The sequence below is a fragment of the Pseudovibrio sp. WM33 genome (assembly GCF_001623165.1).
Taxonomy (GTDB): Bacteria; Pseudomonadota; Alphaproteobacteria; order Rhizobiales; family Stappiaceae; genus Pseudovibrio.
In genome coordinates, this window is the sequence record NZ_LMCK01000153.1 from 25,018 (window position 1) to 45,192 (window position 20,175).

Annotated in this window: 17 protein-coding genes; 10 read left to right on the forward strand and 7 right to left on the reverse strand. The window is 52.2% G+C overall.

From position 1 onward, the window contains the following. Positions 1-2: 2 nt before the first annotated feature. The 3 genes from PsWM33_RS25905 to PsWM33_RS25915 form a co-directional block, all read right to left on the reverse strand. Complete coding sequence (locus PsWM33_RS25905; protein ID WP_063302160.1) at positions 3-1,598, reverse strand: ABC-F family ATP-binding cassette domain-containing protein; 1,596 nt, start codon at positions 1,596-1,598, stop codon at positions 3-5. 137 nt (positions 1,599-1,735) lie between these two features. Beyond that, on the reverse strand, positions 1,736-2,950 hold the full coding sequence (locus PsWM33_RS25910; RefSeq protein WP_063287906.1) for an MFS transporter: 1,215 nt from the start codon (positions 2,948-2,950) through the stop codon (positions 1,736-1,738). 185 nt (positions 2,951-3,135) lie between these two features. Then, complete coding sequence (locus PsWM33_RS25915; RefSeq protein WP_063302161.1) at positions 3,136-3,456, reverse strand: DUF1330 domain-containing protein; 321 nt, start codon at positions 3,454-3,456, stop codon at positions 3,136-3,138. A gap of 237 nt (positions 3,457-3,693) precedes the next feature. Between PsWM33_RS25915 and PsWM33_RS25920 the strand changes: the two genes are divergently transcribed. The 4 genes from PsWM33_RS25920 (at position 3,694) to PsWM33_RS25935 (ending at position 5,433) form a co-directional block, all read left to right on the forward strand. After that, positions 3,694-4,047 (forward strand): hypothetical protein, encoded by a 354-nt coding sequence (locus PsWM33_RS25920; protein ID WP_063302162.1) that lies wholly within the window; start codon positions 3,694-3,696, stop codon positions 4,045-4,047. Positions 4,048-4,100: 53 nt separating this feature from the next. Then, a complete protein-coding gene (locus PsWM33_RS25925) occupies positions 4,101-4,571 on the forward strand; it encodes a DUF411 domain-containing protein (RefSeq protein ID WP_063287909.1) in 471 nt (156 codons plus the stop codon). Between the two features lie 149 nt (positions 4,572-4,720). After that, positions 4,721-4,948 (forward strand): hexameric tyrosine-coordinated heme protein, encoded by a 228-nt coding sequence (locus PsWM33_RS25930; RefSeq protein WP_063296096.1) that lies wholly within the window; start codon positions 4,721-4,723, stop codon positions 4,946-4,948. Between the two features lie 209 nt (positions 4,949-5,157). Further along, a complete protein-coding gene (locus PsWM33_RS25935) occupies positions 5,158-5,433 on the forward strand; it encodes a hypothetical protein (protein ID WP_063296097.1) in 276 nt (91 codons plus the stop codon). A 347-nt stretch (positions 5,434-5,780) separates the two neighbouring features. Here PsWM33_RS25935 and PsWM33_RS25940 read toward each other — a convergent pair whose 3' ends face one another. Continuing rightward, positions 5,781-7,016, reverse strand: coding sequence for a hypothetical protein (locus PsWM33_RS25940; RefSeq protein ID WP_063302163.1), 1,236 nt, complete (start codon positions 7,014-7,016; stop codon positions 5,781-5,783). A 727-nt stretch (positions 7,017-7,743) separates the two neighbouring features. On the opposite strand from PsWM33_RS25940, the gene PsWM33_RS27235 reads away from it, so the two are divergent. The 4 genes from PsWM33_RS27235 (at position 7,744) to PsWM33_RS25960 (ending at position 16,399) form a co-directional block, all read left to right on the forward strand. After that, the gene (locus tag PsWM33_RS27235) at positions 7,744-8,055 is read left to right on the forward strand and encodes a hypothetical protein (RefSeq protein WP_063302164.1); all 312 of its coding nucleotides are present in this window, start codon (positions 7,744-7,746) and stop codon (positions 8,053-8,055) included. Positions 8,056-8,365: 310 nt separating this feature from the next. Then, complete coding sequence (locus PsWM33_RS25950; RefSeq protein ID WP_244276747.1) at positions 8,366-10,000, forward strand: peptide ABC transporter substrate-binding protein; 1,635 nt, start codon at positions 8,366-8,368, stop codon at positions 9,998-10,000. A gap of 353 nt (positions 10,001-10,353) precedes the next feature. Next, positions 10,354-13,806, forward strand: a complete 3,453-nt coding sequence (locus PsWM33_RS25955; RefSeq protein WP_063302166.1) for an indolepyruvate ferredoxin oxidoreductase family protein — start codon at positions 10,354-10,356, stop codon at positions 13,804-13,806. 562 nt (positions 13,807-14,368) lie between these two features. Continuing rightward, entirely contained in the window at positions 14,369-16,399 is a 2,031-nt protein-coding gene (locus PsWM33_RS25960) for a methyl-accepting chemotaxis protein (protein WP_208994758.1), read from the forward strand. Positions 16,400-16,511: 112 nt separating this feature from the next. On the opposite strand, the gene PsWM33_RS25965 is transcribed toward PsWM33_RS25960, so the two are convergent. Together PsWM33_RS25965 and PsWM33_RS25970 are read right to left on the reverse strand one after the other, a co-directional pair. Then, positions 16,512-16,718, reverse strand: coding sequence for a DUF1330 domain-containing protein (locus PsWM33_RS25965; protein WP_244276748.1), 207 nt, complete (start codon positions 16,716-16,718; stop codon positions 16,512-16,514). A gap of 190 nt (positions 16,719-16,908) precedes the next feature. Further along, the gene (locus PsWM33_RS25970; RefSeq protein ID WP_208994760.1) at positions 16,909-17,478 is read right to left on the reverse strand and encodes a TetR/AcrR family transcriptional regulator; all 570 of its coding nucleotides are present in this window, start codon (positions 17,476-17,478) and stop codon (positions 16,909-16,911) included. Between the two features lie 142 nt (positions 17,479-17,620). Here PsWM33_RS25970 and PsWM33_RS25975 point away from each other — a divergent pair, with 142 nt between their 5' ends. Further along, entirely contained in the window at positions 17,621-18,121 is a 501-nt protein-coding gene (locus PsWM33_RS25975) for a DUF417 family protein (protein ID WP_057462307.1), read from the forward strand. Between the two features lie 84 nt (positions 18,122-18,205). Here PsWM33_RS25975 and PsWM33_RS25980 read toward each other — a convergent pair whose 3' ends face one another. Next, on the reverse strand, positions 18,206-18,826 hold the full coding sequence (locus PsWM33_RS25980; RefSeq protein WP_063302169.1) for a TetR/AcrR family transcriptional regulator: 621 nt from the start codon (positions 18,824-18,826) through the stop codon (positions 18,206-18,208). A 413-nt stretch (positions 18,827-19,239) separates the two neighbouring features. On the opposite strand from PsWM33_RS25980, the gene PsWM33_RS25985 reads away from it, so the two are divergent. Continuing rightward, positions 19,240-20,070: a universal stress protein gene (locus tag PsWM33_RS25985; RefSeq protein ID WP_063302170.1), complete on the forward strand. Its 831-nt coding sequence runs from the start codon at positions 19,240-19,242 to the stop codon at positions 20,068-20,070. The last annotated feature ends 105 nt before the right edge of the window (positions 20,071-20,175 follow it).

Here is a 20,175-nt window from a genome sequence, read left to right on the forward strand (position 1 = left end):
TTTCACACCCTCACCGTCTCCCCCAACACCACCTCTCTTGTCACCCCAATACTCTCCAGAAACGTGGCATCGTGGCTTACTAGAAGGAGGGCGCCGTTGTAGGTGGTGAGGGCGGATTCGATGGCCTCAATGGCGGTGAGGTCGAGGTGGTTGGTGGGTTCGTCCAGGATGAGCAGTTTGGGGGGCTGGGCTGCGCCGAGCACGCAAGCGAGGCCGGCGCGCAGCATCATACCACCGCTGAGGGTTTGGACCTGCTGTGTGGAGGCATCTCCGCGGAAAAGAAAACGGGCAAGGATAGCACGGCAGGTGTTTTCATCCTGCTTCGGGTTCAACACGCGGAAGTTTTCCAGCACCGACAGGTCTGGGTTCAACAGGCTGACACTTTGGTCCAGCACGCGGGCAGAGGGGTGAAGCTGACAAGTGCCGGATAGGGGCGGGAGCTTACCCGTTATCGTCTTTAGCAGCGTTGTTTTGCCAGACCCATTCGCGCCTTTAATGGCAATGCGTTCTGGTCCTGTTATCACGAGTGAAAAATTGCGGAGCAAGGGCTGGTTTTTGTCATAGCCAACACTCAGTCCGTTGGCTGCCAGCACCCGTTGGCCGTTCGCAATGCCAGAGGAAGCGACGCTGATGCTCAGCTGTTCCAGAACTTCGATCTTCTCGCGGGCGGCTTTGGAACTTTGCTCTGCCTCCTCGCGCATTCGAGATGCAAGATTGGCGTTTTCTCCAAGGCTGTTTTCAGCCTTGTTGCGCATGGCGTTGAGAAGGATCTTGGGCTGGTCGCGCTTGGCGCGGGCGCGTTGGCCAGCTCCATCCTTGCGAGCTTTGCGCTCGGCAACACTCTGGATTTTGCGGTTCAGGTCGCCAATGCGTTTTTCAGCAGATGCCAGATCTTGCTCAGCGGCTGCCAGTTCCTGTGCTTTTTGCGCCTTGTAGAAGCTGTAGTTGCCGCCAAACACGGAGGCACCCAGTGTGGTCAGTTCTACAATGCAGTCCATTTGCTCCAGCAAGGCACGGTCATGGCTGACGATGATCGCACCTTTGCGCCACTTGGCGAGGAAGGTGCCTAGAGCCTCCCGGCCATCTGCATCCAGATTGTTGGTGGGCTCGTCCAGCAGCAGAAAATCAGCATCATGAAACTGAAGAGCCGCCAACCTGCAACGGGTGATTTGCCCGCCTGAGAGGGCGGAGAGTGGGTGATCAGTGGAGATTTCCAGCCCCATCTGGGCAAGGGCCGCTTCCATGCGACTTTCCAGCGTCCAGTCTGCGTGAGCCAACTCGTCCATACTGGCAGTTCCTGCCTCAGCCTTTTGCAGGACGCGCAGAGCTTCGGTGATGCCAAACAGGTCTGCGAGTGTTTCTTGTGGCCCGCTTTGCAGCTGCTGCTTTAGCAAGCCGATGGACCCTTGCACGGAGACTGAGCCGGAAGCAGGTGTCAGCGCACCGCTGATGAGGTTCAGCAGTGTTGTTTTGCCAGTGCCGTTGCGGCCAATCAGGCCAGTGCGGTGTTGAGAAAACTGAAGGTTGAGATCAGAAAAAAGCGCAGTACCGTCAGGACGTGCGCAAGACAGATGATTGAGTGAGATAGATAAAGGCATGGCGATGAACTCTTACAGAAACAGGGCAGGTTGAATGTGTTGTCCTGTTCTTGTTCATCGCTTTATCTCCTCGCGTTTTGATCGGGCGAGAGATTATGCGGTTTGCACGGGAAGTCAAGGCACATACAGCTTGCCCGTCATTGCCCCGCATCCTGTGTTGCTTTTGCCTCACTCCTCTGTGCGCTTAGCGCAAGCAACAGAAGGAGGGAGATGAAGAGCACCACAACGCCGGGAATGATGGAGGCACTGGAGAGGCTGAGGGTGGTGATCAACACGCCGGTTATAAGACTGCCAACAGGAGCACCGCCTTCATCACCCAGATACATGACGCTGAGCACGCGGGATTTGTGGGTTGAGGGCGCTTGTTCCTGCAAGATGGTGCGGCTCATGTTGAGGCAGATGCCACCGCCAACGCCCCAAAAGAAGATGCTGCCAAGAAAAGCCCAGTAAGGTGGAGACATCGCCCAAAACAGCAGTGCAAAGCCGCCCATACTGTAACCCACAACAAGCGGTGGGACTGGATTTCTGATTGCTCCCAGTTTGAGGAGCAAGCCGCTGGAGCATGCCCCGCCAACCATGAAGACAGCGAAGGCAAATGCGAAGTCAAAACCTGTGGCGTGATAGGTATCCCGTAACATAAGCGGTACCAGAACGGCATAGGGACCGCCCAGTATGAGGCCGGCTGAACTCATCAGAAACACAGGCAATCTCAGAGTTTTGGAAGACAACACCAAAGCCAGTCCCTCACGAATTTCACTGAGGATGCTGGGTCTGTCTTTTTCCGCAAGTGTTGGCGTGTCTGGCAAACGCAGGCTTGTTGTAATGCCAACCAGAAAGAGCGTGCTGGAGATGGCAAGCAACGGTGCAACACCAACCCACTCCACACTGCTGGCAAGTGCAAAGCCTGCCAGCGTGACGAGGTAGAGCATCCCCACGGAAAGCGTCACGCTGCGCCCGATGTGCATGGATGAAATGTGGTTGAGCATGCCATCCAGCGTAGGCTGAACGAATGCCAGTGTGGTGCCAAAGAGCAGCGCAAAGAGGAGCAGGCCTTCAAACCCGATAAAGCCGAGATGAAGCAGCACAGTCAACGCTATTACGGGGACCGCATTGGCGATGTGTAGCAAAACAAGCAGCTTGCGCTTGTTGAAGCGATCAGCGACGGCCCCGGCAAACAGCAGCACAAACAGGTTGGGCAGCATAGAAGCCGTCATTGCATAGCTCACCCGTTCCGGGCTCTCAGCAAGGTAGACAGTTACAAGGTAGGGAAACAGTACACCCAGCATAGCACGGGGAAAGTGAAAGCTGGTGAGGCTGAGTTGATAAAACAGGATGGGGCGTGCAACAGACATCAGTAAAATCTCAAAGAAATAATCTTTGAAGACTATCGGCAGATCATGGCCCTGTCTGCAAAACCCAGCGTTTCTGCGAAATAAAGCACGTCTGTTGCCCGTACAGCACGCTTTGCGTGAAGGCAGGCGCTCTGTCGTATTCTTGGGGAGGACAGAGCGCCCTAATGCCTTTGGGGGGATGTGATTTAGATGCTGGATTCCACAGCAATCGTGAAGTTTGGCGGGATTACGTCTGTGCGAAGGTGTTTGATTGCCTGGTATTCAGGGGAGTTCCAGAGCGTCATGAGCGCGTCCATGCTTGGGAACCGGAAAAGCGTCAGTTGCGCGTTTGTGTTCCATACGCCTTCCAGATGTTCAAAAGGCTGATCGGGTCCGCCAAACACGATGCATTCTCCACCAGCAGCTTCAATAAGAGGAACGGCTTTTTCGCCGTATGCGTCGATAGAGCCATGCCCTTCTGGCATGAAGCTGCTGGCAACAAGGTAGGCGACTTTTGGTTCACTCATGTCAGTACGCCAGTTTTGTCAGGTGAGGCAAAAGCACAGAATTGCGCCAATTGGGGGGAACAGCCTCAGCCCGCTTGTGATGAGATGACACTCAAGTACTTCCTCAAGTTAAGTTGAGGTCAAGCGCTTTTTCGGGAGAAATGAAAAATCTGGTGCGCATAAATGTCACGCTGTCCTGAGCAGGAGATTACAACAGTTTAACTTGAAACTGCCGTAATGTGCCCTTAGGTTGCAGCCATGTTTCGTGTGCTGATCATATTATTGACGCTGTTCGTCACCACGCCTTATGCCATGAGCATGCAGGGTGAGATGGCGTCTAACAGTGCAGCACAAAAGCTCGCTCTGGCTGAGCAGAATGCATCAGCCATGGAGCATATGATCTCTGACAAATCATCTTGTTGCTGCTGTGAAACAGAGACAGCCATGGCAACAGGTATGACTGCCTGTATGGCGACGCTTGGGCTGCTGGATCAGACCAATGCAGTCTCTCCTTTATACCGCAGCTCCAGCATGTCTGTGCCGGTTTTGTTACCGTTGTACTCTGCTCAAACCAGCGGTATAGACAGGCCTCCAATCCATTCAGTTGCTTAGACCTCAAAACTCTAACTAACTGAAATAAATAATAAACTGGATTGGATAGACTCATGATCTCCAAGGGTAACCTACTTGCTGGCGTGTTCACTGCTGTTCTTGGTGCAAGCGCTTTAACGCTGCCTGCTCATGCTGAAGGCGATAAAGACGTCACGCTTTACAAATCTCCAAATTGTGGATGCTGCACGGCTTGGGGCAACGCTCTTGATAAAGCGGGCTTCAACGTGATCGTGAAAAAGACGGATGACCTTTACCGCGTCAAGCAGCAGGTGGGCGTACCAGAAGATTTGGAGGCGTGCCATACCGCGATCGTGGATGGGTATGTGATTGAAGGACATGTACCGCTGGATGCTGTAAATCGCATGCTGACGGAGCGTCCGGACATCAAAGGCCTCTCAGTTCCAGGAATGCCAATGGGGTCTTTGGGCATGGGTGAGCAAACTGAAGACACTCAGTATACTGTGTTTGCAATCCCATCCGTGCTGGGCGGCAAGCCTGCTGTTTACCAAAAAATCGGCAACTAATCTCTAGAGTTTGCAGGCAGGAGTGGCGTTGCTTCTGCCTGTTTCTTTGAGGATCCCCTCCTACAAATCCCAATGGAAATTGGGGAGATTGCGCTTGTCTCTTGCCTGTTTGACTCTTCCAAAATCGCCAAATCAAAAGGATGCGAATTATGGATGAGAACTGGCTCCCAACGCTGCAAACAGCCAACCCGCAAGAGGGCTATGAGCTTGCAGTAAAACTTTCCCGCATGGCGATCAAATTCATGCAGCCGGATGCCGAAGTCCGCTCTGCCATGCGTTTGATGTATGAATATGATTCAGAGGCGCTGATCGCTGCTTCGCAAACCATTGCTGAGCACTTCAGAACTGTCGCTGCGGCCAACAACTACTGGAAATAAGCTGGTTTTCTTGCGCTGAAATACATCCCCGATGACCATGCGGTTTTCGGGGAACTGTTGTGTCATGCTCCAACGAGGGCGGGAGATTTCAGCTCGCACAGGTTCCCATCCGGGTGCAAGTTAGGTCGTCTTATGGGCCTAGCTAAATGGGCAGTCGGGAAGCCATCGCGCAATTCCAACTAATCATCAATAAAAAGGAAAAATGAGTTATGTCAGACATCAATAAAACCCGAAATCTGCCCCGGATTTTGTTGCCAAATCTCATAGGCAACCGACGCGTAATGATCCTCGGATCTATGGCTGTTATCGGTGCTGGCTCTGCCTTCAATTGGAACTGGCTGACAGCTGTCGGCGCAGCCCCCCTTATTCTTGCCCTAGCCCCCTGCGCCGTTATGTGTGGCTTGGGAATGTGCATGACGGGCGGTTCGAAGTCTTGCAGCAGCAAGACCAAACTGGCTGAAACGCCGGATCTTGAAAAAGACTGATATCTACGTTGGCGGGCACTTCAATTGGGAAAGAGCGGTGTTGTACAGTTCGAACTTAGCTCAACATTTGCCCAACCCCAAGAACTTGATTACGCAGAAATCTTCTCGAACACCGGGCGTATAAGTAAACTCACTTTGTTCAAGACGGAGACGACAATGTGCGCCTCCGTCTTCTGAGTGGCTAGAATGTACTGGTTTCGCGCAGCAGGATCGCCTCCACCTGAAGGTTGAGAACAGCTGTTTTGGGTGGTGGTATGATGGCCTCAACGATGCCAAAACGAGCTGTCAATTCTTGTCGCGCTGCCCATTCATATTAGTTCTGCGGTTGAATGAAGACTGCGTATTGCTTAGTCGGCATCTTCCATTGTTCCGTCAGGAGCATCGGCAGTCCGTTTCCAGGCTTTAGCAACGCTGGAGTAATTGAGCTTGGGTGCTTGCTGCTCAACGGGGTATTCAGCAGGCTTTCCCCACCACCAACCGCGATTGTCCCACATAGGGTACTTCGTCGCGGCCTTTCCGTTGGTGGATGGACGGCCCCAACCTGTATCTGGGCCAAAGCGCATTACACCGAAGGTTTCTTCTGCATCCTCCTCCCAAGGACGTTCTTCATTAAGGAACACGCAAGCACCAAGCATGTTGCCTTCAGAGCTGCCGGGTTTTGACGCTGCAATTTGCTCGCTCATCCACTTGGCTTGGTTCTCCTCGCTCCCGGTTTGCTTAATGCTGGAGCCCAGTTCTGTGAACATCACAGGGGGTGAAGGAATGCGGTTCTTCTTCCAGTATATGGGCAGGCGGTTCTCAAGGTATTGCTTGATATCACTACCTGGGTTTTGTGGGTTGGTTGCAAAAACCATGCGATTGCGCCAGAAGGCCGCCGCGTTTGTTGGGCCTATGTTTCCCCAGCGCATCATCTCGTCGTAAACATCGCGCATATAACCTGCGCCTTCAATGCCGTCTTTCATCCCAAATGATGTGCAGACCATAATGGGCAGGTGGCACTCATCGACAGGAGTATAGGCATCGAAGTCTGCTATCATCTCAAGAACATCAACCACATACTTTGGGTTGCCTCCATACGAAAGCTCATACTCGTTGAAGACCTTGATCATCCCCGCCGCAGGATGCGGATCGCTTCCTACTTCTTTCAAGATGGCTCGTACGTTTTCTTCGGCAATTGGGCGGTTTCCTCCGGCTAGCAGCTGCAATGTGTAATTGCTGATCGGAATCGTCATCTTCATTCCAAGACCGTTGCATGCCTTCCAGAAAGGCTCATGGACCAGGAGTTTTACTTCGTTTCCATGCGCATCCTTTTGAACGATAGGTTGTGACCAGTCGTAACCATGGATGAAGTTTATGCCCAATTGCTCTTTGAAACGAAGCAGATCCCCACGACCCTGCACGCCGTTTTCGTTGGGTTCGGTCGACCATAGCTGTGTGAACATATTGTTGTAAAAATCGGACCATGCATACAACGTGTCAGGTGCGACACTCTTTGAGTAGTTACTGGGTCCGGGGTGATAAGCCATCCCTTGAATATTATCGACACCGAAGTATTTGCAGCGTTGCAAAGCCGTCATTACCATAACAATACCTCCCAAAAATATCCGTTTAGAATATGAGGCTTAGCATCTGGATGAGAATGGTATGTCCAGCGGTGACAGAGAAGCCAAGCTTTAAGAACTAGCTGGTGGCAGGAGTGTATTCCCTAAGGATTTTGGCAGGTATTATTCATATTGCGTTGGTCATCAATCGCATTGCCTGTCGTGTCAGGTTTTACTTACCCAGCTTGGTACCCCCCCCAAGTTTTATGGGCGCTGCAAGGTAGAAAAATGCCGCTACTGTGAAACTGGTGGTCGGGATGACCAGAACGCCATGGAAGGAGAAGAAGAGTTTGAGTGGAAATAATGATTAATATCAGATGTTTAATAGGTAACCGTATGATTACCTTACCTGTGAAATTTTAGAGGCGATCAGGGCGCGCTCCGAACCAATGAGTTCTCATGTCATCTGCCAAGGCACCATTAAAACTTATTATTTTCTTGTCCGCTTCGGCTTGTGCAAGTCATCAGGATAAGCATGGGTTGTTTGATAGTCCATCCATCAAAATACGGGCCGCCAGTCAGGCTCCGTTGGAGGAGGGTACCAAGCTCCCATCCGCATTCCGCAAGTAATAAGCCCCCCCGAAAACATTTACGGCGGTGGAGGTTTTGTCCTCTCAGTAGCAAGATGAGAACTACCCAGTCAGTAATGTGGCCCCAGCAACTGGCGCTTTATTACATTTGCGGTCAAGATTAATGATGGTGCTAGTCGGTGCGGGGCGCTGATGTTTTGCTGGAGCATGCCGCAATGGCGACAACACGGCCTCAGGCGTTTTCCGCGCTTATCGTCGTGGAGATGCTGGGCCTCTTGCATGACCTCGTCTGTGTGGAAAATCATCACAGCCTTGTGGTAGTGCACCAGTCCAACGGGCATGCAAACATCGTGTTGCCCTATGATTATATGAGCTGGACACAGTCCAACTTGCATAAAATCTGGACAATGACACGAAGTCTTCGGGCAGCAGATGTTTCTTCAAAAAATATAGATTTTGTGCTTGCCGGAGACCTTTCCGATCAGAGCTAGAAATGGAGCGTCCGGACTTTAAAGCCGGACTATGATTCTGGCAGGGATGTTTGGTCATGGTGGTCTCCTATTCTTGGCATCATGTAAGTTTCAGACGCTGAATCCACTTAGACCACCTGTCCAAATAAACTGAACCACCTCTGTCTGTTAAATAGTTGTGTAAGTAATAATCTGAGATGTTAGTGTATTTTAAAGGGAATCTCTCTGTTTAAAGAGAAAAATTGGATAATATGATAAGTTAATATCTAGCTATGTGGATATATTTACGTGAAAAATATTCATGTTACTAGAGTGATTGGGAGGTGATATTTTGAAATTACTTTATTGGAGTTTGGTAGCCTCAACGGCCTTAATGGGCTCAACCTATGCCGCTGATCGTTCTGCAATTGTTGCTGAGTTGGAAGCAAATGGGCAAACGCTGGCACAGCAGCAAAGCTTCACGTTTCGCCTTTTCGATGAACCGACATCCTTGGATCCCGGCTTGCTCCAGGATGCTATTGGTGCAAATGTTGCTCGCCAATTGTTTGAAGGTCTTTACGAACAAGACAATAAAGGCAACATTATTCCTGCTCTTGCTGTTGAACATGAGGTCACACCTGACAAGAAAACCCATGTTTTCACATTACGCCGTGATGCGCGCTGGAGCGACGGCAAACCGGTAACAGCCCATGATTTTGAATATGCCTGGAAGCGGGTTGCAGACCCGGCGACAAATTCGGAAGTTTCCTGGTATATCGGCCTTATGTCGATCAAAAACGCGCAAGCTGTGATTGCTGGAAGTAAACCGCCTGAAGAGCTGGGAGTTGTTGCCGTTGATGATTACACACTTCAGGTCGACCTCGACACGCCCATTTCATATTTTCCTCTCATGTTAACACTTTCTACGACGTTTCCTGTCCCGGCCTGGGCGATTGAGAAGCATGGCGATAAGTGGGTACGCGCTGATAATATTGTGACAAATGGCGCTTTTAGACTTGAGGCGCATGTTCCAAGTGAACGTATTACGATGGTCCGTAATGAAACGTACTGGAACAAAGAAAATACCATTTTGGACAGGGTCAATGCTCTTGTCATTAATGATGCAAACATTGCGCTTACACGGTATCTTGCCAACGAATTAGACTGGACTGAAGCCCCTTCAGGACAATTCCCGCGCTTGAAAGAACAGTTTCCAGATGAAGCAATAGCGTTTGCCCGGTTTTGCACCTACTACTATGCATTCAACCGAAGTGAGACTGGGCAGCAAGAGCTACAGGACGTCCGCGTTCGAAAAGCGCTTTCCTATGCTGTTGACAGGGAAATTTTAACTGATCAGGTTTTGCAGGGTGGGCAGGTTCCAACATATACATTTACCCCAAAATTTACGGCAGGTTTTACTGCACCTGATTTGCCGCATGAGGGGTGGACTCAGAAAAAACGTAATGAAGAAGCCCGGAAGCTTTTGGCTGATGCAGGCTTTTCCGAAGACAATCCACTTAAACTAAACCTGCTTTACAATACCGGGGAAGAGCACAAGAAGACCGCTGTTGTGATTGCACAAATGTGGAAGCAAATTCTGGGCGTTGAAACCACGCTTGAAAATCTGGAATGGAAAACGCTCCTGAACAGACGTTCGCAAAACAACTATACACTGACACGTCATGGATGGTGTGGTGATTATAACGAACCCTCAACCTTCCTGAACTTATGGTCTGATGTGCCTGATGAAAATGTTGGAGGGTTCTTTGATCCGGTCATTGACGGGATTATGAAGGAAGCCAAAACCCTTGATGATCCGCAATCTCATTACACCACTGTTGAGGCGATGTTGCAGGATACGGCGGCGATGATCCCACTCTACAATTATTCTGTTGCTTTCATGCTTAAAGATAATTTGAAAAACTGGCCTTTGCAGAACATGGAACAACGTTGGTATGCTAAGAATTTCTATAAAATAGTAAAATAATCAATATGTTATCTCAGTTCAGTGGGTTTATGATCGTAACCTGACAGCAAGTCAATATATAGCCTAAGCGGAGTTATGATGTTATTTTGACATCATAACTCTTTATAGAACGTCGCGTTCATTTGCTCTGAGCACCCTGCCAGTTTTAGGTGCTAAATCCACTTAGACCACTTATCCTAAATCCTGAGGCGCTCTTATTGTACATCCGCTGATATTTCATGCAGTATGGGTCTACGTAATATTGCGAGTAGGCCGCACCTCATAATCAAATCTCCAAAAAATCTTGGGTCTTTTCATCGCAGATAATTTCCTGCCGCACCCCGGCAACGCCAGACATTTGTGAGAGTTACCTGATGGTTTCTGAAGAAAAAAGCAGTGTGCCGACCCCGTCCAAGAGCCACAACGCCCCGTCACTGGATGACAAGTACACCCAGACCAGCGGTGTTGTCTTTCTCACAGGCAATCAGGCACTGGTGCGCCTTCCGTTGCAGCAGCGCATGCGTGATGAGCTGGCGGGGCTGAATACGGGTGCTTTTATCTCCGGTTACCGCGGCTCTCCGCTTGGGCGTTACGATATGGAGCTGTGGCGGGCGCAGTTGCATCTGGATAAGCACAGCATTGTATTCCAGCCGGGGGTGAATGAGGATCTGGCGGCAACGGCGATCTGGGGCTCACAGCACGTGGGCAACATGAAGATGCGCAACAAGGATGGCGTGGTTGGCTTCTGGTACGGCAAAACGCCGGGGGTAGACCGTTCTGGCGATGCCTTCCGTCATGCCAACTTTGCAGGCACCCACCCCAAGGGCGGTGTTGTGGCGCTGTGTGGGGATGACCACGCGGCCAAGTCCTCCACCGTGGCAGGCCAATCGGACCATGCGTTGATTGCCTCTGGCATTCCGGTGCTTTACCCCGCCAACCCGCAGGACATTCTGGACTACGGCATTCTGGCCGTGGAGATGAGCCGTTACAGCGGATGCTGGGTGGGTGTGAAGCTGGTGACGGATGTGGTGGAAAGCGCCTCCACCGTGGAGGTGGATCTGGACCGCATTGAGGTGGTGAAGCCGGACCTGAAAGACCCGCAGGGTGGCGTCTGGATTCGCGAGATCGATCTGCCCGTGCAGCAGGAAAAGCGACTGCTGGAAGAGAAGATTCCACGCGCGCTGGCCTTTGCGCAGGCCAACAACATCAACCAGATCACCCACGATGCGCATGAACCGGAGGTGGGCATCATCGCCTCGGGCAAATCCTATTCTGACCTACGCCAAGCCATGAATGAGTTGGGTTTGACCTCTCTTGAAACAGAAAAGCGCCGCATTCGCATCCTGAAGATCGGCATGGTGTGGCCGCTGGACCCGAAGATCATCGAGGGCTTCTCCAAGGGCCTGAAGAAGATCCTCGTGGTGGAGGAAAAACGCCCTGTTGTTGAGGACCAGCTGAAAACCATCCTGTTTGATGCCGGTATTTCGTTAAAGGTGCAGGGCAAGGGCCTGTTGCCGAACTCTGGCGTGCTTGCTGCCAATCAGGTGGCCTCCGCCATTGCAGAGTTTTTGGAGGATGACGGGCTCAAGGCCAAAGTGCCGGTGCCGATCAAGCTGAAGCCGGGGCCGGTGCGTCGTCCCTCGTTCTGCTCCGGTTGCCCGCACAACACCTCCACCAAAGTGCCGGATGGAAGCCGTGCGCTGGCGGGTATTGGCTGCCACACCATTGCGTATTTCAATGACCCGGTGAAGACCAAGGCCCCCTCCCAAATGGGCGGTGAGGGCATGCACTGGGTGGGGCAGGCGCCGTTTACGGATGAGCCACATGTGTTCGCCAACATGGGCGATGGCACCTACTTCCACTCCGGCTTTCTGGCCATGCGTCAGGCTGTGGCCGCTGATGCAACCATGACCTACAAACTGCTGGTTAACGGCTTTGTTTCCATGACAGGCGGACAGCCCGTTGATGGCGAGCAATCCGTGCCGCAGCTCATCACCGCCGCGCTCAATGAGGGCGTGAAGAAGGTGGTGGTGGTGACCGAGGATGTGGAGCGGGTGCAGGCTCAATCCATTCCGGCTGGCGTTGAGGTGCACCACCGCCGCGAGCTGGAAGCGGTGCAGCGAGACCTGCGTGAGATACCGGGCGTGACGGTTCTGATTTATGATCAGGCCTGCGCTACCGAGCGCCGCCGCTTGCGCAAGCGCGGTAAGTGGGAGGATCCGAAGGTCCGCACCTACATTCACCCGGATATCTGCGAGGGCTGTGGCGATTGCGGCGAGAAGTCGGGCTGTCTTTCCATTGAGCCACTGGAAACGCCATTGGGTCGCAAACGCCAGATCAACCAGTCCAGCTGCAATAAGGATTTTTCCTGTGTTGAAGGCTTCTGTCCAAGCTTTGTGACCATTCACGGTGCAGAGCCGAAGAAGGCCACCACACCTGCGGAGCGTCAGGTGGAAAGCGTGGGTGATGAGTTGCTGACAGAGCCGGAACTGCCCGCCATCAACGGTGCGACTGGGCTGCTGGTAACGGGCATCGGCGGCACAGGCGTTGTCACCATCGGCGCGATCCTCTCCATGGCTGCGCATTTGGATGGCAGCCGCGTTTCCACGCTGGACCTGACGGGCCTTGCGCAAAAGTACGGGGCGGTGATGACGCATATGCGCATCGCCAACTCCGCCGATGGGCTGCAAAGCGCACGATTGGCGGTTGGCGAAGCGGATGTGGTGATCGGCTGCGACTTGGTGGTTACAGCAGGTGACGAGACGCTGACAACACTGCGCCAGGGCTCTGCTCAGGTGGTGGTGAACACGGAAGAAGTGCCGACCATTGACTTTTCCAAGAACCCGGATTGGGACATCAACACGCCCAACCTGCAGGCGCGGCTGAGCGAGGCTGTTGGCGACCGGCTGGATTACTTCGACACCACGCAAGCGGCGAAAGACCTGTGCGGCGATGCGGTGATGGCAAACATGATGCTGTTTGGCGCGGCCTGGCAGTGCGGCCTCATTCCGGTGACACTCGGTTCCATCCGTCAGGCCATTGAGCTGAACGGTGTGGCCCGCGACAAGAACTTCGAGGCCTTCAACTGGGGCCGCCTGATGGTGCTGGACCCGGAGCGGGTTGCCAAAGCACGGGCACCGGTTGCGCAAGTGGTGAAGCTGGATCGTCCGCTGCCGCTGGAAGAGCTGATTGAGGACAGGGTGAACCGCCTCAAGGATTATCAGGGCAGCAGCCTTGGCAGGTTTTACCGTCAAAAGCTGGTTGCGCTGAAAAAGGCTGGAGCAGGCGAACAGATACTTCGCACCGCCGCGACGCAATATTTCCGTCTGCTGGCGCATAAGGACGAGTTTGAAGTCGCGCGCCTGTTCTCACAGCCACAGTTCAAGCAAAGCCTTGCGGAAACTTTCGAGGGTGATCTGGAAGTGCGCTTCCACATTGGCGGCGGCCCCTTTGCTAAAAAAGACCGTGTGACCGGCCTGCCAGTGAAGACTGAGTTCGGGCCGTGGATGATGAAGTTATTCTCGGTCCTCTCCAGCCTCAAAGGTCTGCGCGGCTCGTTCCTTGATCCGTTCCGCAACAATGAGGAGCGCGTTCTGGCAAATGAAATGCGCTCCTCATATGAGGCGGACATGGATCTGGTCTGCACTCGTTTGGCGGAGGCTGGTGAGAAAGCGGCGCATGATCTGCTGAGCTGGCCAGTGAAAGTGCGCGGGTACGGCCACGTCCGTGCGGGCAATGCGGAAAAAGCGTTGAGGCTGCGCGAGCGACGCAAAACAGCGCTTAGCAACGCACAAAACAACGCAAAGCCGGAGAAGGTGCCTGCATAAGCGTAACGTAATGATATGTTTGATAGAATTGGGGTGAGGCCTGCGGGTTTCACCCCGTTTTGGTTTTGGAGCTTACATAGCAACGCAAACGGGCTCAGCGATTTTTTTTAGAAAATTGGCCCCCTCTGCAGGATCGCACAAGATCATGCAGTTATTCCCTCACTTCAAGACATGCAGCGGAGTTGTGGCAGCAACCTGCCGTTGATGAGATGCCCTGAGCGCAAGATGTAGGTACTAATACCATCTTAGTTTTGAGTTTTTCAAAGATTAATTCCAAAATGTGTATTATGCACTTATGGATAAACCCTAATAGTGATCCCAGTTTTATTTTAGTAGTCTCCAATAAAACGGGTTCTCTGTCAGGGGTATAAACTGATTTAAGCTTATCTTTATTATGTATTGTGATGATAAATTCAGTTAAATATTAACAAAACTATAATAATAGTGACTGTTGTATTTACGCAAGGAGAGGGTTAATCAACCAGAGGTGGTTGAAACCAGCATCATATGAGTGAGAGATGGCGGAACCCGTACTGATTTCTACAGTATGGCGAAGCAGAAAATGAAACTAAGTCATCGCATTGTCAGCGCATCAGCAGCGGTTCTTCTCGTTGCCTCATCGCTCGTAATTTCGATCGGAACCTACCTCAGCATGCAAACCGCTGAGCAAGACAGCCGCGCATTATTCAACTCGGTTGCGTCCGGGCTGGCTGTCACAGCGCAGGATCTCTTAAAAGAGTCACAGGTTATTTCCACAACGCTTGCAAACACTTACGGTGCTGAGATCGACAGTGGAAACGCTTCGCGTACCAATATCGCTCAGATGACCGAAGCAGCTTTGCGCGGCACAACGGACATTCTCGGCATCGCCGTCTTCCTTCAGCCAGATGTTGCAGGCAAGGATGCTGATTACGTTGGCAAGAAGTATGCTTCTGATACCGGCCAATTCGTTCCTTACTTCTATATGGAAAATGGCAGTGTCCAGTCCCTGACAGCAGACATTGGACGCGCTGATGTTCAACGGCGTATGCGCCGGGCGATGCAGCAGAAAAGCCAATTCGTGACTGAGCCTTACACCTTTGATGTTGAAGGCAAAAAAATCCTCTCCGCCTCCGTTCTGGACCCAATCCTGAACGCAAAAGGCGACGCTGTTGGTGTTGTGGTGATTGATGTTGATTTCGACAAGCTGCAAGAAAAAATGGGCGCCGCCAACTTCTATGACACTGGCCGACTGGCCGTGGTCAGCGAAGACGGACTCTGGGTCAGCCACAGTGACCGCTCTGTTCTGGGCGAGAAAGTCCGCCCGGTTATTGAGAGCATCATGAACGGTGTCCGCGACAAAGCGAACGTGCAAGAAGTCGGAGACCGCCTGTTTATTTTTGAGAAGTTTCAACTGGGTACGACGGATCAGTACTGGTTTGCCGGTATGTCCGTTACCACTGAGGAGCTGACAGCTGGTGCCCGCAACACCCGCGATATGGCGCTGATTGCAGCAGTGGTTTCCGGCCTGATTGGTTGCATCATCTTATGGTTCATCGGCAATTCCATTGCCCGCCCAATCGTCAACCTGACACACCGCATGCAGTCTCTTGCAGACGGCAATGTCTCAGATGAGGTGCAGTACACTGGCCGCTCTGACGAAATCGGCCAGATGGCTAACGCCTTGAAAGTGTTTGTAACTGCGGTCTCTGAACGCCAGAGCTTGCAGTCCGAGGCCGAGAAAGAGCATTTGCGCGAGGCGGAGCGGCAGAAGCAATCGGCCAAGCTGATTGAGGCGTTCTCCGGCACTGCAGAAAACGCTTTGACGGTCATTCATGGCCGGTTTGACGAGCTGGAGCAGACCTCTAAAGAACTGGCGGATATTGCCGAGAACACAACCGTCCAAACCACAGCAACCTCTGCGGCCTCAGAAGAGGCAACGGCGAATGTGCAAACGGTGGCCTCTGCTTCTGAGGAGCTTTCAACCTCCATTGAAGAGATCGCGCAGCAGATCGCCCGCACCAACAAGGTGATCACTCAAACCAACGATGCAGTACAGGCCACCAACACCAAGGTGCTGGATCTGGACGGCACGGCGCAGCGCATTGGCGAGGTGGTCAATCTCATTCAGGACATTGCCGAGCAAACCAACTTGCTGGCGCTCAACGCGACTATTGAAGCGGCCCGTGCAGGTGAGATGGGCAAGGGCTTTGCCGTTGTGGCAACCGAGGTGAAAGAGCTGGCGAGCCAAACCTCCAAGGCGACTGAAGAGATCTCTCAGCAGATTGCGGAGATTCAAGGTTCTTCCAAGGATGCTGTTGAAGCTATTCAGGAAATCACCTCCAGCATCCGGCAGGTCAACGAGTTTGCATCCAATATTGCGGCCTCTGTTGAGCAGCAGGGCGCGGCCACTGCCGAGATCACTGAGAACGTGCATCAGGCAGCAACGGGCACGCAGAACGTTTCTGAAAACATGGTGCTGGTGGCACAAGCTGCAGAGAAAACCAACCAGTCCTCTGATCTGGTCTCCAAAACCGCATCGTCCGTGCGGCAAGAGGTTGTTGACCTGCGCGAACAGATCGACGACTTCCTGTACAAGGTACAGTCCGTATAGCGCTGTAGCATAACGATAAATCAGGCTGGTGAAGTGATAGGCTTTGCCCGCCTTTTTTGATGCCGGGATAAAGCGGCTTGCACCTATCCCTCGCTTCATCTGCGATATGAGGTCATCTCGTGAAATAGCCTGACTTCACAACGCTTTCTGTTTCCGAATGACCCGGGATAACGGTCGCAAATCCCTCGATGACCTGGCTGCTGAACTTTCTAAGCTCGATCATTTCTTCTGAATTGTAGAACGTCACAGCAGCTTCAAAACTCTCGAATCTGTACATCACCATATTCGTGTAGGATGTTGACCCCGCAAGGGTTTTCATTGGGCTTGCGACGATCAACTCGCCACCATATTTTCGATAATAGGAAGGGATCTGGGGCCGAGTTCCTCAATGCGTGACCTGTCGATAATGTTGTAGTGGTGAAGAACATAACCAGCCATTTAAAGTGTCCTGAAACTATAAAGTGAGGCGACGCATACATCACTGCGCCTGCTAAGCAAGCCCGGTTCGCCTAAATGGTGCTGGCCAGAACAGTGACTGTCTCTTCCAGCTCTGCCAAGGGCGTGCCGCCGCGCACCATGACCCGCAGGCCGAAGTAACCTGCAGCCAACAGATTGGCCTTCTGCTTTCGCAAAGCATCATCACTCTTGTAGGGCTCGGAGACGGCGAGGGCGGTGTTGAACAGGTCTTGCGTGCTCTGGATACCTTCCTGCGCGTTGAGTTGGATCTGCGGATCATCATGGGCGTGCTCAATTGCGGAGTTGCACAGAAAGCAACCGCTGCGGTCGCCGTTGCGCACGGGCTCCAGCACAGCCTCAAACAAATCCACAAACCGTTGTTTTGCGTTGGGTGCCCGGCAGATGACCTGTGCCAGATGGGTGATATCTCGCTCGTGATAGAGCTTCAGCGCCCGCGCGTACATGGCGTCTTTATTGCCAAATTCCCGGTAGAGCGACTGCTTCTTCAGCTCGGTTATCCTCTCCAGGTCCTGCATGGAGGTGCCATGATAGCCTTTTTCCCAAAAAGCTCTCTGTATTCTGTCCAACGCAGTTTTGGGGTCAAATTCCCGAGGTCTCGCCATCACATTAATTCCCGCTCACAACAATGTTACCGATCAGTCCGTAATTCATTATGGACACATCGGTCCGTAATACATATACCTAAGCGCACAGGCTGGCAAGACCCGCCGCAACACACTACCAAATTCAACACAGGAGGTTGAAATGACTGATCTTACTCACGCGTCTGCCACTCAATCAGATGACAACGCCGCCCTGGGTGCTTTGTTCTCCGATATTGCGAAAAACGGAATCTTCGCCGCCCTTATTCTCGTGTTCCTTTGGTTTGGTGGCATGAAGTTTACGGCTTATGAGGCCGGAGCAATTCGCGGACTGGTCGAGAATTCTCCCTTTCTTGGATGGCTTTACTCATTCCTGTCCGAAGGAGCTGTGTCCAAACTCATCGGACTTACAGAGCTGACCATCGCGGCGTTACTCACCACCCGCTTCTTCGCGCCTAAATTCGCGGTCTTCGGTGCGCTTGGTGCTATCGGCACGTTTCTGTTGACCTTCAGCTTCTTCTTTTCCACGCCGGGTGTGTTCATTCCGGACACTGGCGTGCTGGCGATCTCCGTTATTCCGGGACAGTTCCTTTTGAAAGATATTGTCCTGCTGTTCGCATCCGTGTTCGCCTTGGGCAATGCCCTCAGTGCAACTGCAAAATAAAGAACTCCTCACTGTGCACTGAAATGGGGGCGTCAATGACGCCTCCATTGGGCTGTCTGCTGTATGCTGGTTGAGAGAGGGGGATTACTTTCCGCCCGTCTTCATTCTGCTCCCCAGCACCTCCAGCGTAACCTCAATTAATTTAAAGAGTTTTTCTTGCGGCGTGCCGAACTTCACCATCTCATACATCCCCTCAAAGACCATAATAAAGTAGGTGGTGAGGATTTCGATGTCTTCCGGGTTCTTCAGCTCATCCTGACACTGAGTCAACTTATCCCTGATCTGATCTTCCCAATCAAACTGCAGGTTCTGAAACTCCGTCCAGAGGTTTTCGTCTACATAACCAAGGTCCACAAGTGTGGGCCAGAAAAGACCTTTTTCGGCTTTCTGGTCATCGCAGCACAGCTCGGTAAACTCCATCAGCACCCCTTGCAGCGCCGAGTATGCATCCGAATGCATTGCCATAACCGACTGCATTTGCTGGCTGTATTTTAGGTAGTACGACCGCAGCGCAGAGACCGCCAGCTCCCGCTTTGACCCAAAAGCAGCATTGAGTGTTTTCGTAGAAACACCAACAGCTTCAGCCACATCGTCCATAGTGGCCGTTACAATTCCATTCCGCAGAAACACACGAATACTCGCGTCAAACAGACTTTCGAGTTCGGGGATTGGAATGTCTGGTTCAATTGGTTCATCCGAGCTCATTTTGAGACTATTGATTATTCAAAAATGCCCTCAACACAGATGCTCGGCTTTAGAAAAAGAAACGCAAATCCAATGAGCTGGATACATTTCAATTTATGCCAATTCCGTTGAACTCCACCGGACCGACTGCACAATAAGGCAGATTTGTGTTGTTTATCTTTAAATACTAAAAATGTAGAAACGGCCTGTTACTCCGCGTCTCTATGTCTATCATAGGTTGACTTAAGGTTATCCTGCATACGCAGGGTTATAATATTTCGCAGAAAGCTAAGTATAGCACCCAATTTACTTGCGGCTGTTTGGGGGCAACTATCACTCAATGAGGCGGGAAGGGTATTCTTGGCAACTCGACCTACAGGTGGGTGCTTTTCGCGTTCTGCGCTTCATGATTTGAGTCAATTGGAGGTTCAGATATGTCTATCAAAACAGTCGTCACCCTTACCGACACGTCCGGTGATCAGGTTGCATCCCGCGTTGCCGTTGAACTCTCCAAGCTGACAGATGCCTATCTGATTGGCGTCGTGCCCAACTACGAGACCTCCTACTACCTGTGCACCGCTGGACCAATGCCGCCAGATTATGAACAGCGCTTGCAGGAGCAGTCCGCCGCGACACTCAATAAGTCATTGGAAGGATTTGCAAAACACTTCGATGGTGCGGGCATAGATGGTGAAACGCGCGTCACAGACATCACCCTTGGCGGCACGTTTGACGAGCTGATGCATCTGGGGCGTTTGAGTGATGTTATCGTGATACGACAGGACGATCCTACCAAGCCGGAACCGATGCGTGCTGCCATGATTGAAGCGATGGTGTTTGACACCGGTGTCGCGACACTTATTGTGCCGCATGCATATGAAAAAGCGTTTGCGCCCAGAAATATAGCCGTGGCTTGGGATGGCTCTGGTCCTGCATCCAACGCAGCGCATGCCTCCATGTCCATGCTGCAAAATGCAGACACTGTTTCCGTGGTGATGATCACGCCGCATGATGAGCCGAAGCACTCTGAGCTGACAGACATCCGCAATTACTTTGAGCGCCATGGCGTGAACATTCATCTGGAAGTGATGAGCAACGTCTCCGGCTCCGTCTCAGAAGCGCTGTTGAGCACGGTAGAACGCCTCAATGCCGACATGCTGGTTATGGGCGGATACGGACACAGCCGCTTAGCGCAGTACCTGTTTGGCGGGGCGACACGCCGGGTGCTGCACGAGATGAAGATCCCGGTGCTGATGACCCACTAAACCCAACTCAGAAAGGGGACCTCACAGGTTCCCTTTTTTACTGCATCCTCCTCTCTTTACATTTCCCATGATGTTTTCTACAGGCAATCCGGCGTGTTTTTCCCA

Coding starts and splice junctions, on each gene's coding strand:
- PsWM33_RS25905 (WP_063302160.1), bottom strand. CDS start 1,598: ATGCCTTTATCTATCTCACTCAATCATCTGTCTTGCGCACGTCCTGAC.
- PsWM33_RS25910 (WP_063287906.1), bottom strand. CDS start 2,950: ATGTCTGTTGCACGCCCCATCCTGTTTTATCAACTCAGCCTCACCAGC.
- PsWM33_RS25915 (WP_063302161.1), bottom strand. CDS start 3,456: ATGAGTGAACCAAAAGTCGCCTACCTTGTTGCCAGCAGCTTCATGCCA.
- PsWM33_RS25920 (WP_063302162.1), top strand. CDS start 3,694: ATGTTTCGTGTGCTGATCATATTATTGACGCTGTTCGTCACCACGCCT.
- PsWM33_RS25925 (WP_063287909.1), top strand. CDS start 4,101: ATGATCTCCAAGGGTAACCTACTTGCTGGCGTGTTCACTGCTGTTCTT.
- PsWM33_RS25930 (WP_063296096.1), top strand. CDS start 4,721: ATGGATGAGAACTGGCTCCCAACGCTGCAAACAGCCAACCCGCAAGAG.
- PsWM33_RS25935 (WP_063296097.1), top strand. CDS start 5,158: ATGTCAGACATCAATAAAACCCGAAATCTGCCCCGGATTTTGTTGCCA.
- PsWM33_RS25940 (WP_063302163.1), bottom strand. CDS start 7,016: ATGGTAATGACGGCTTTGCAACGCTGCAAATACTTCGGTGTCGATAAT.
- PsWM33_RS25955 (WP_063302166.1), top strand. CDS start 10,354: ATGGTTTCTGAAGAAAAAAGCAGTGTGCCGACCCCGTCCAAGAGCCAC.
- PsWM33_RS25960 (WP_208994758.1), top strand. CDS start 14,369: ATGAAACTAAGTCATCGCATTGTCAGCGCATCAGCAGCGGTTCTTCTC.
- PsWM33_RS25965 (WP_244276748.1), bottom strand. CDS start 16,718: ATGAAAACCCTTGCGGGGTCAACATCCTACACGAATATGGTGATGTAC.
- PsWM33_RS25970 (WP_208994760.1), bottom strand. CDS start 17,478: ATGGCGAGACCTCGGGAATTTGACCCCAAAACTGCGTTGGACAGAATA.
- PsWM33_RS25975 (WP_057462307.1), top strand. CDS start 17,621: ATGACTGATCTTACTCACGCGTCTGCCACTCAATCAGATGACAACGCC.
- PsWM33_RS25980 (WP_063302169.1), bottom strand. CDS start 18,826: ATGAGCTCGGATGAACCAATTGAACCAGACATTCCAATCCCCGAACTC.
- PsWM33_RS25985 (WP_063302170.1), top strand. CDS start 19,240: ATGTCTATCAAAACAGTCGTCACCCTTACCGACACGTCCGGTGATCAG.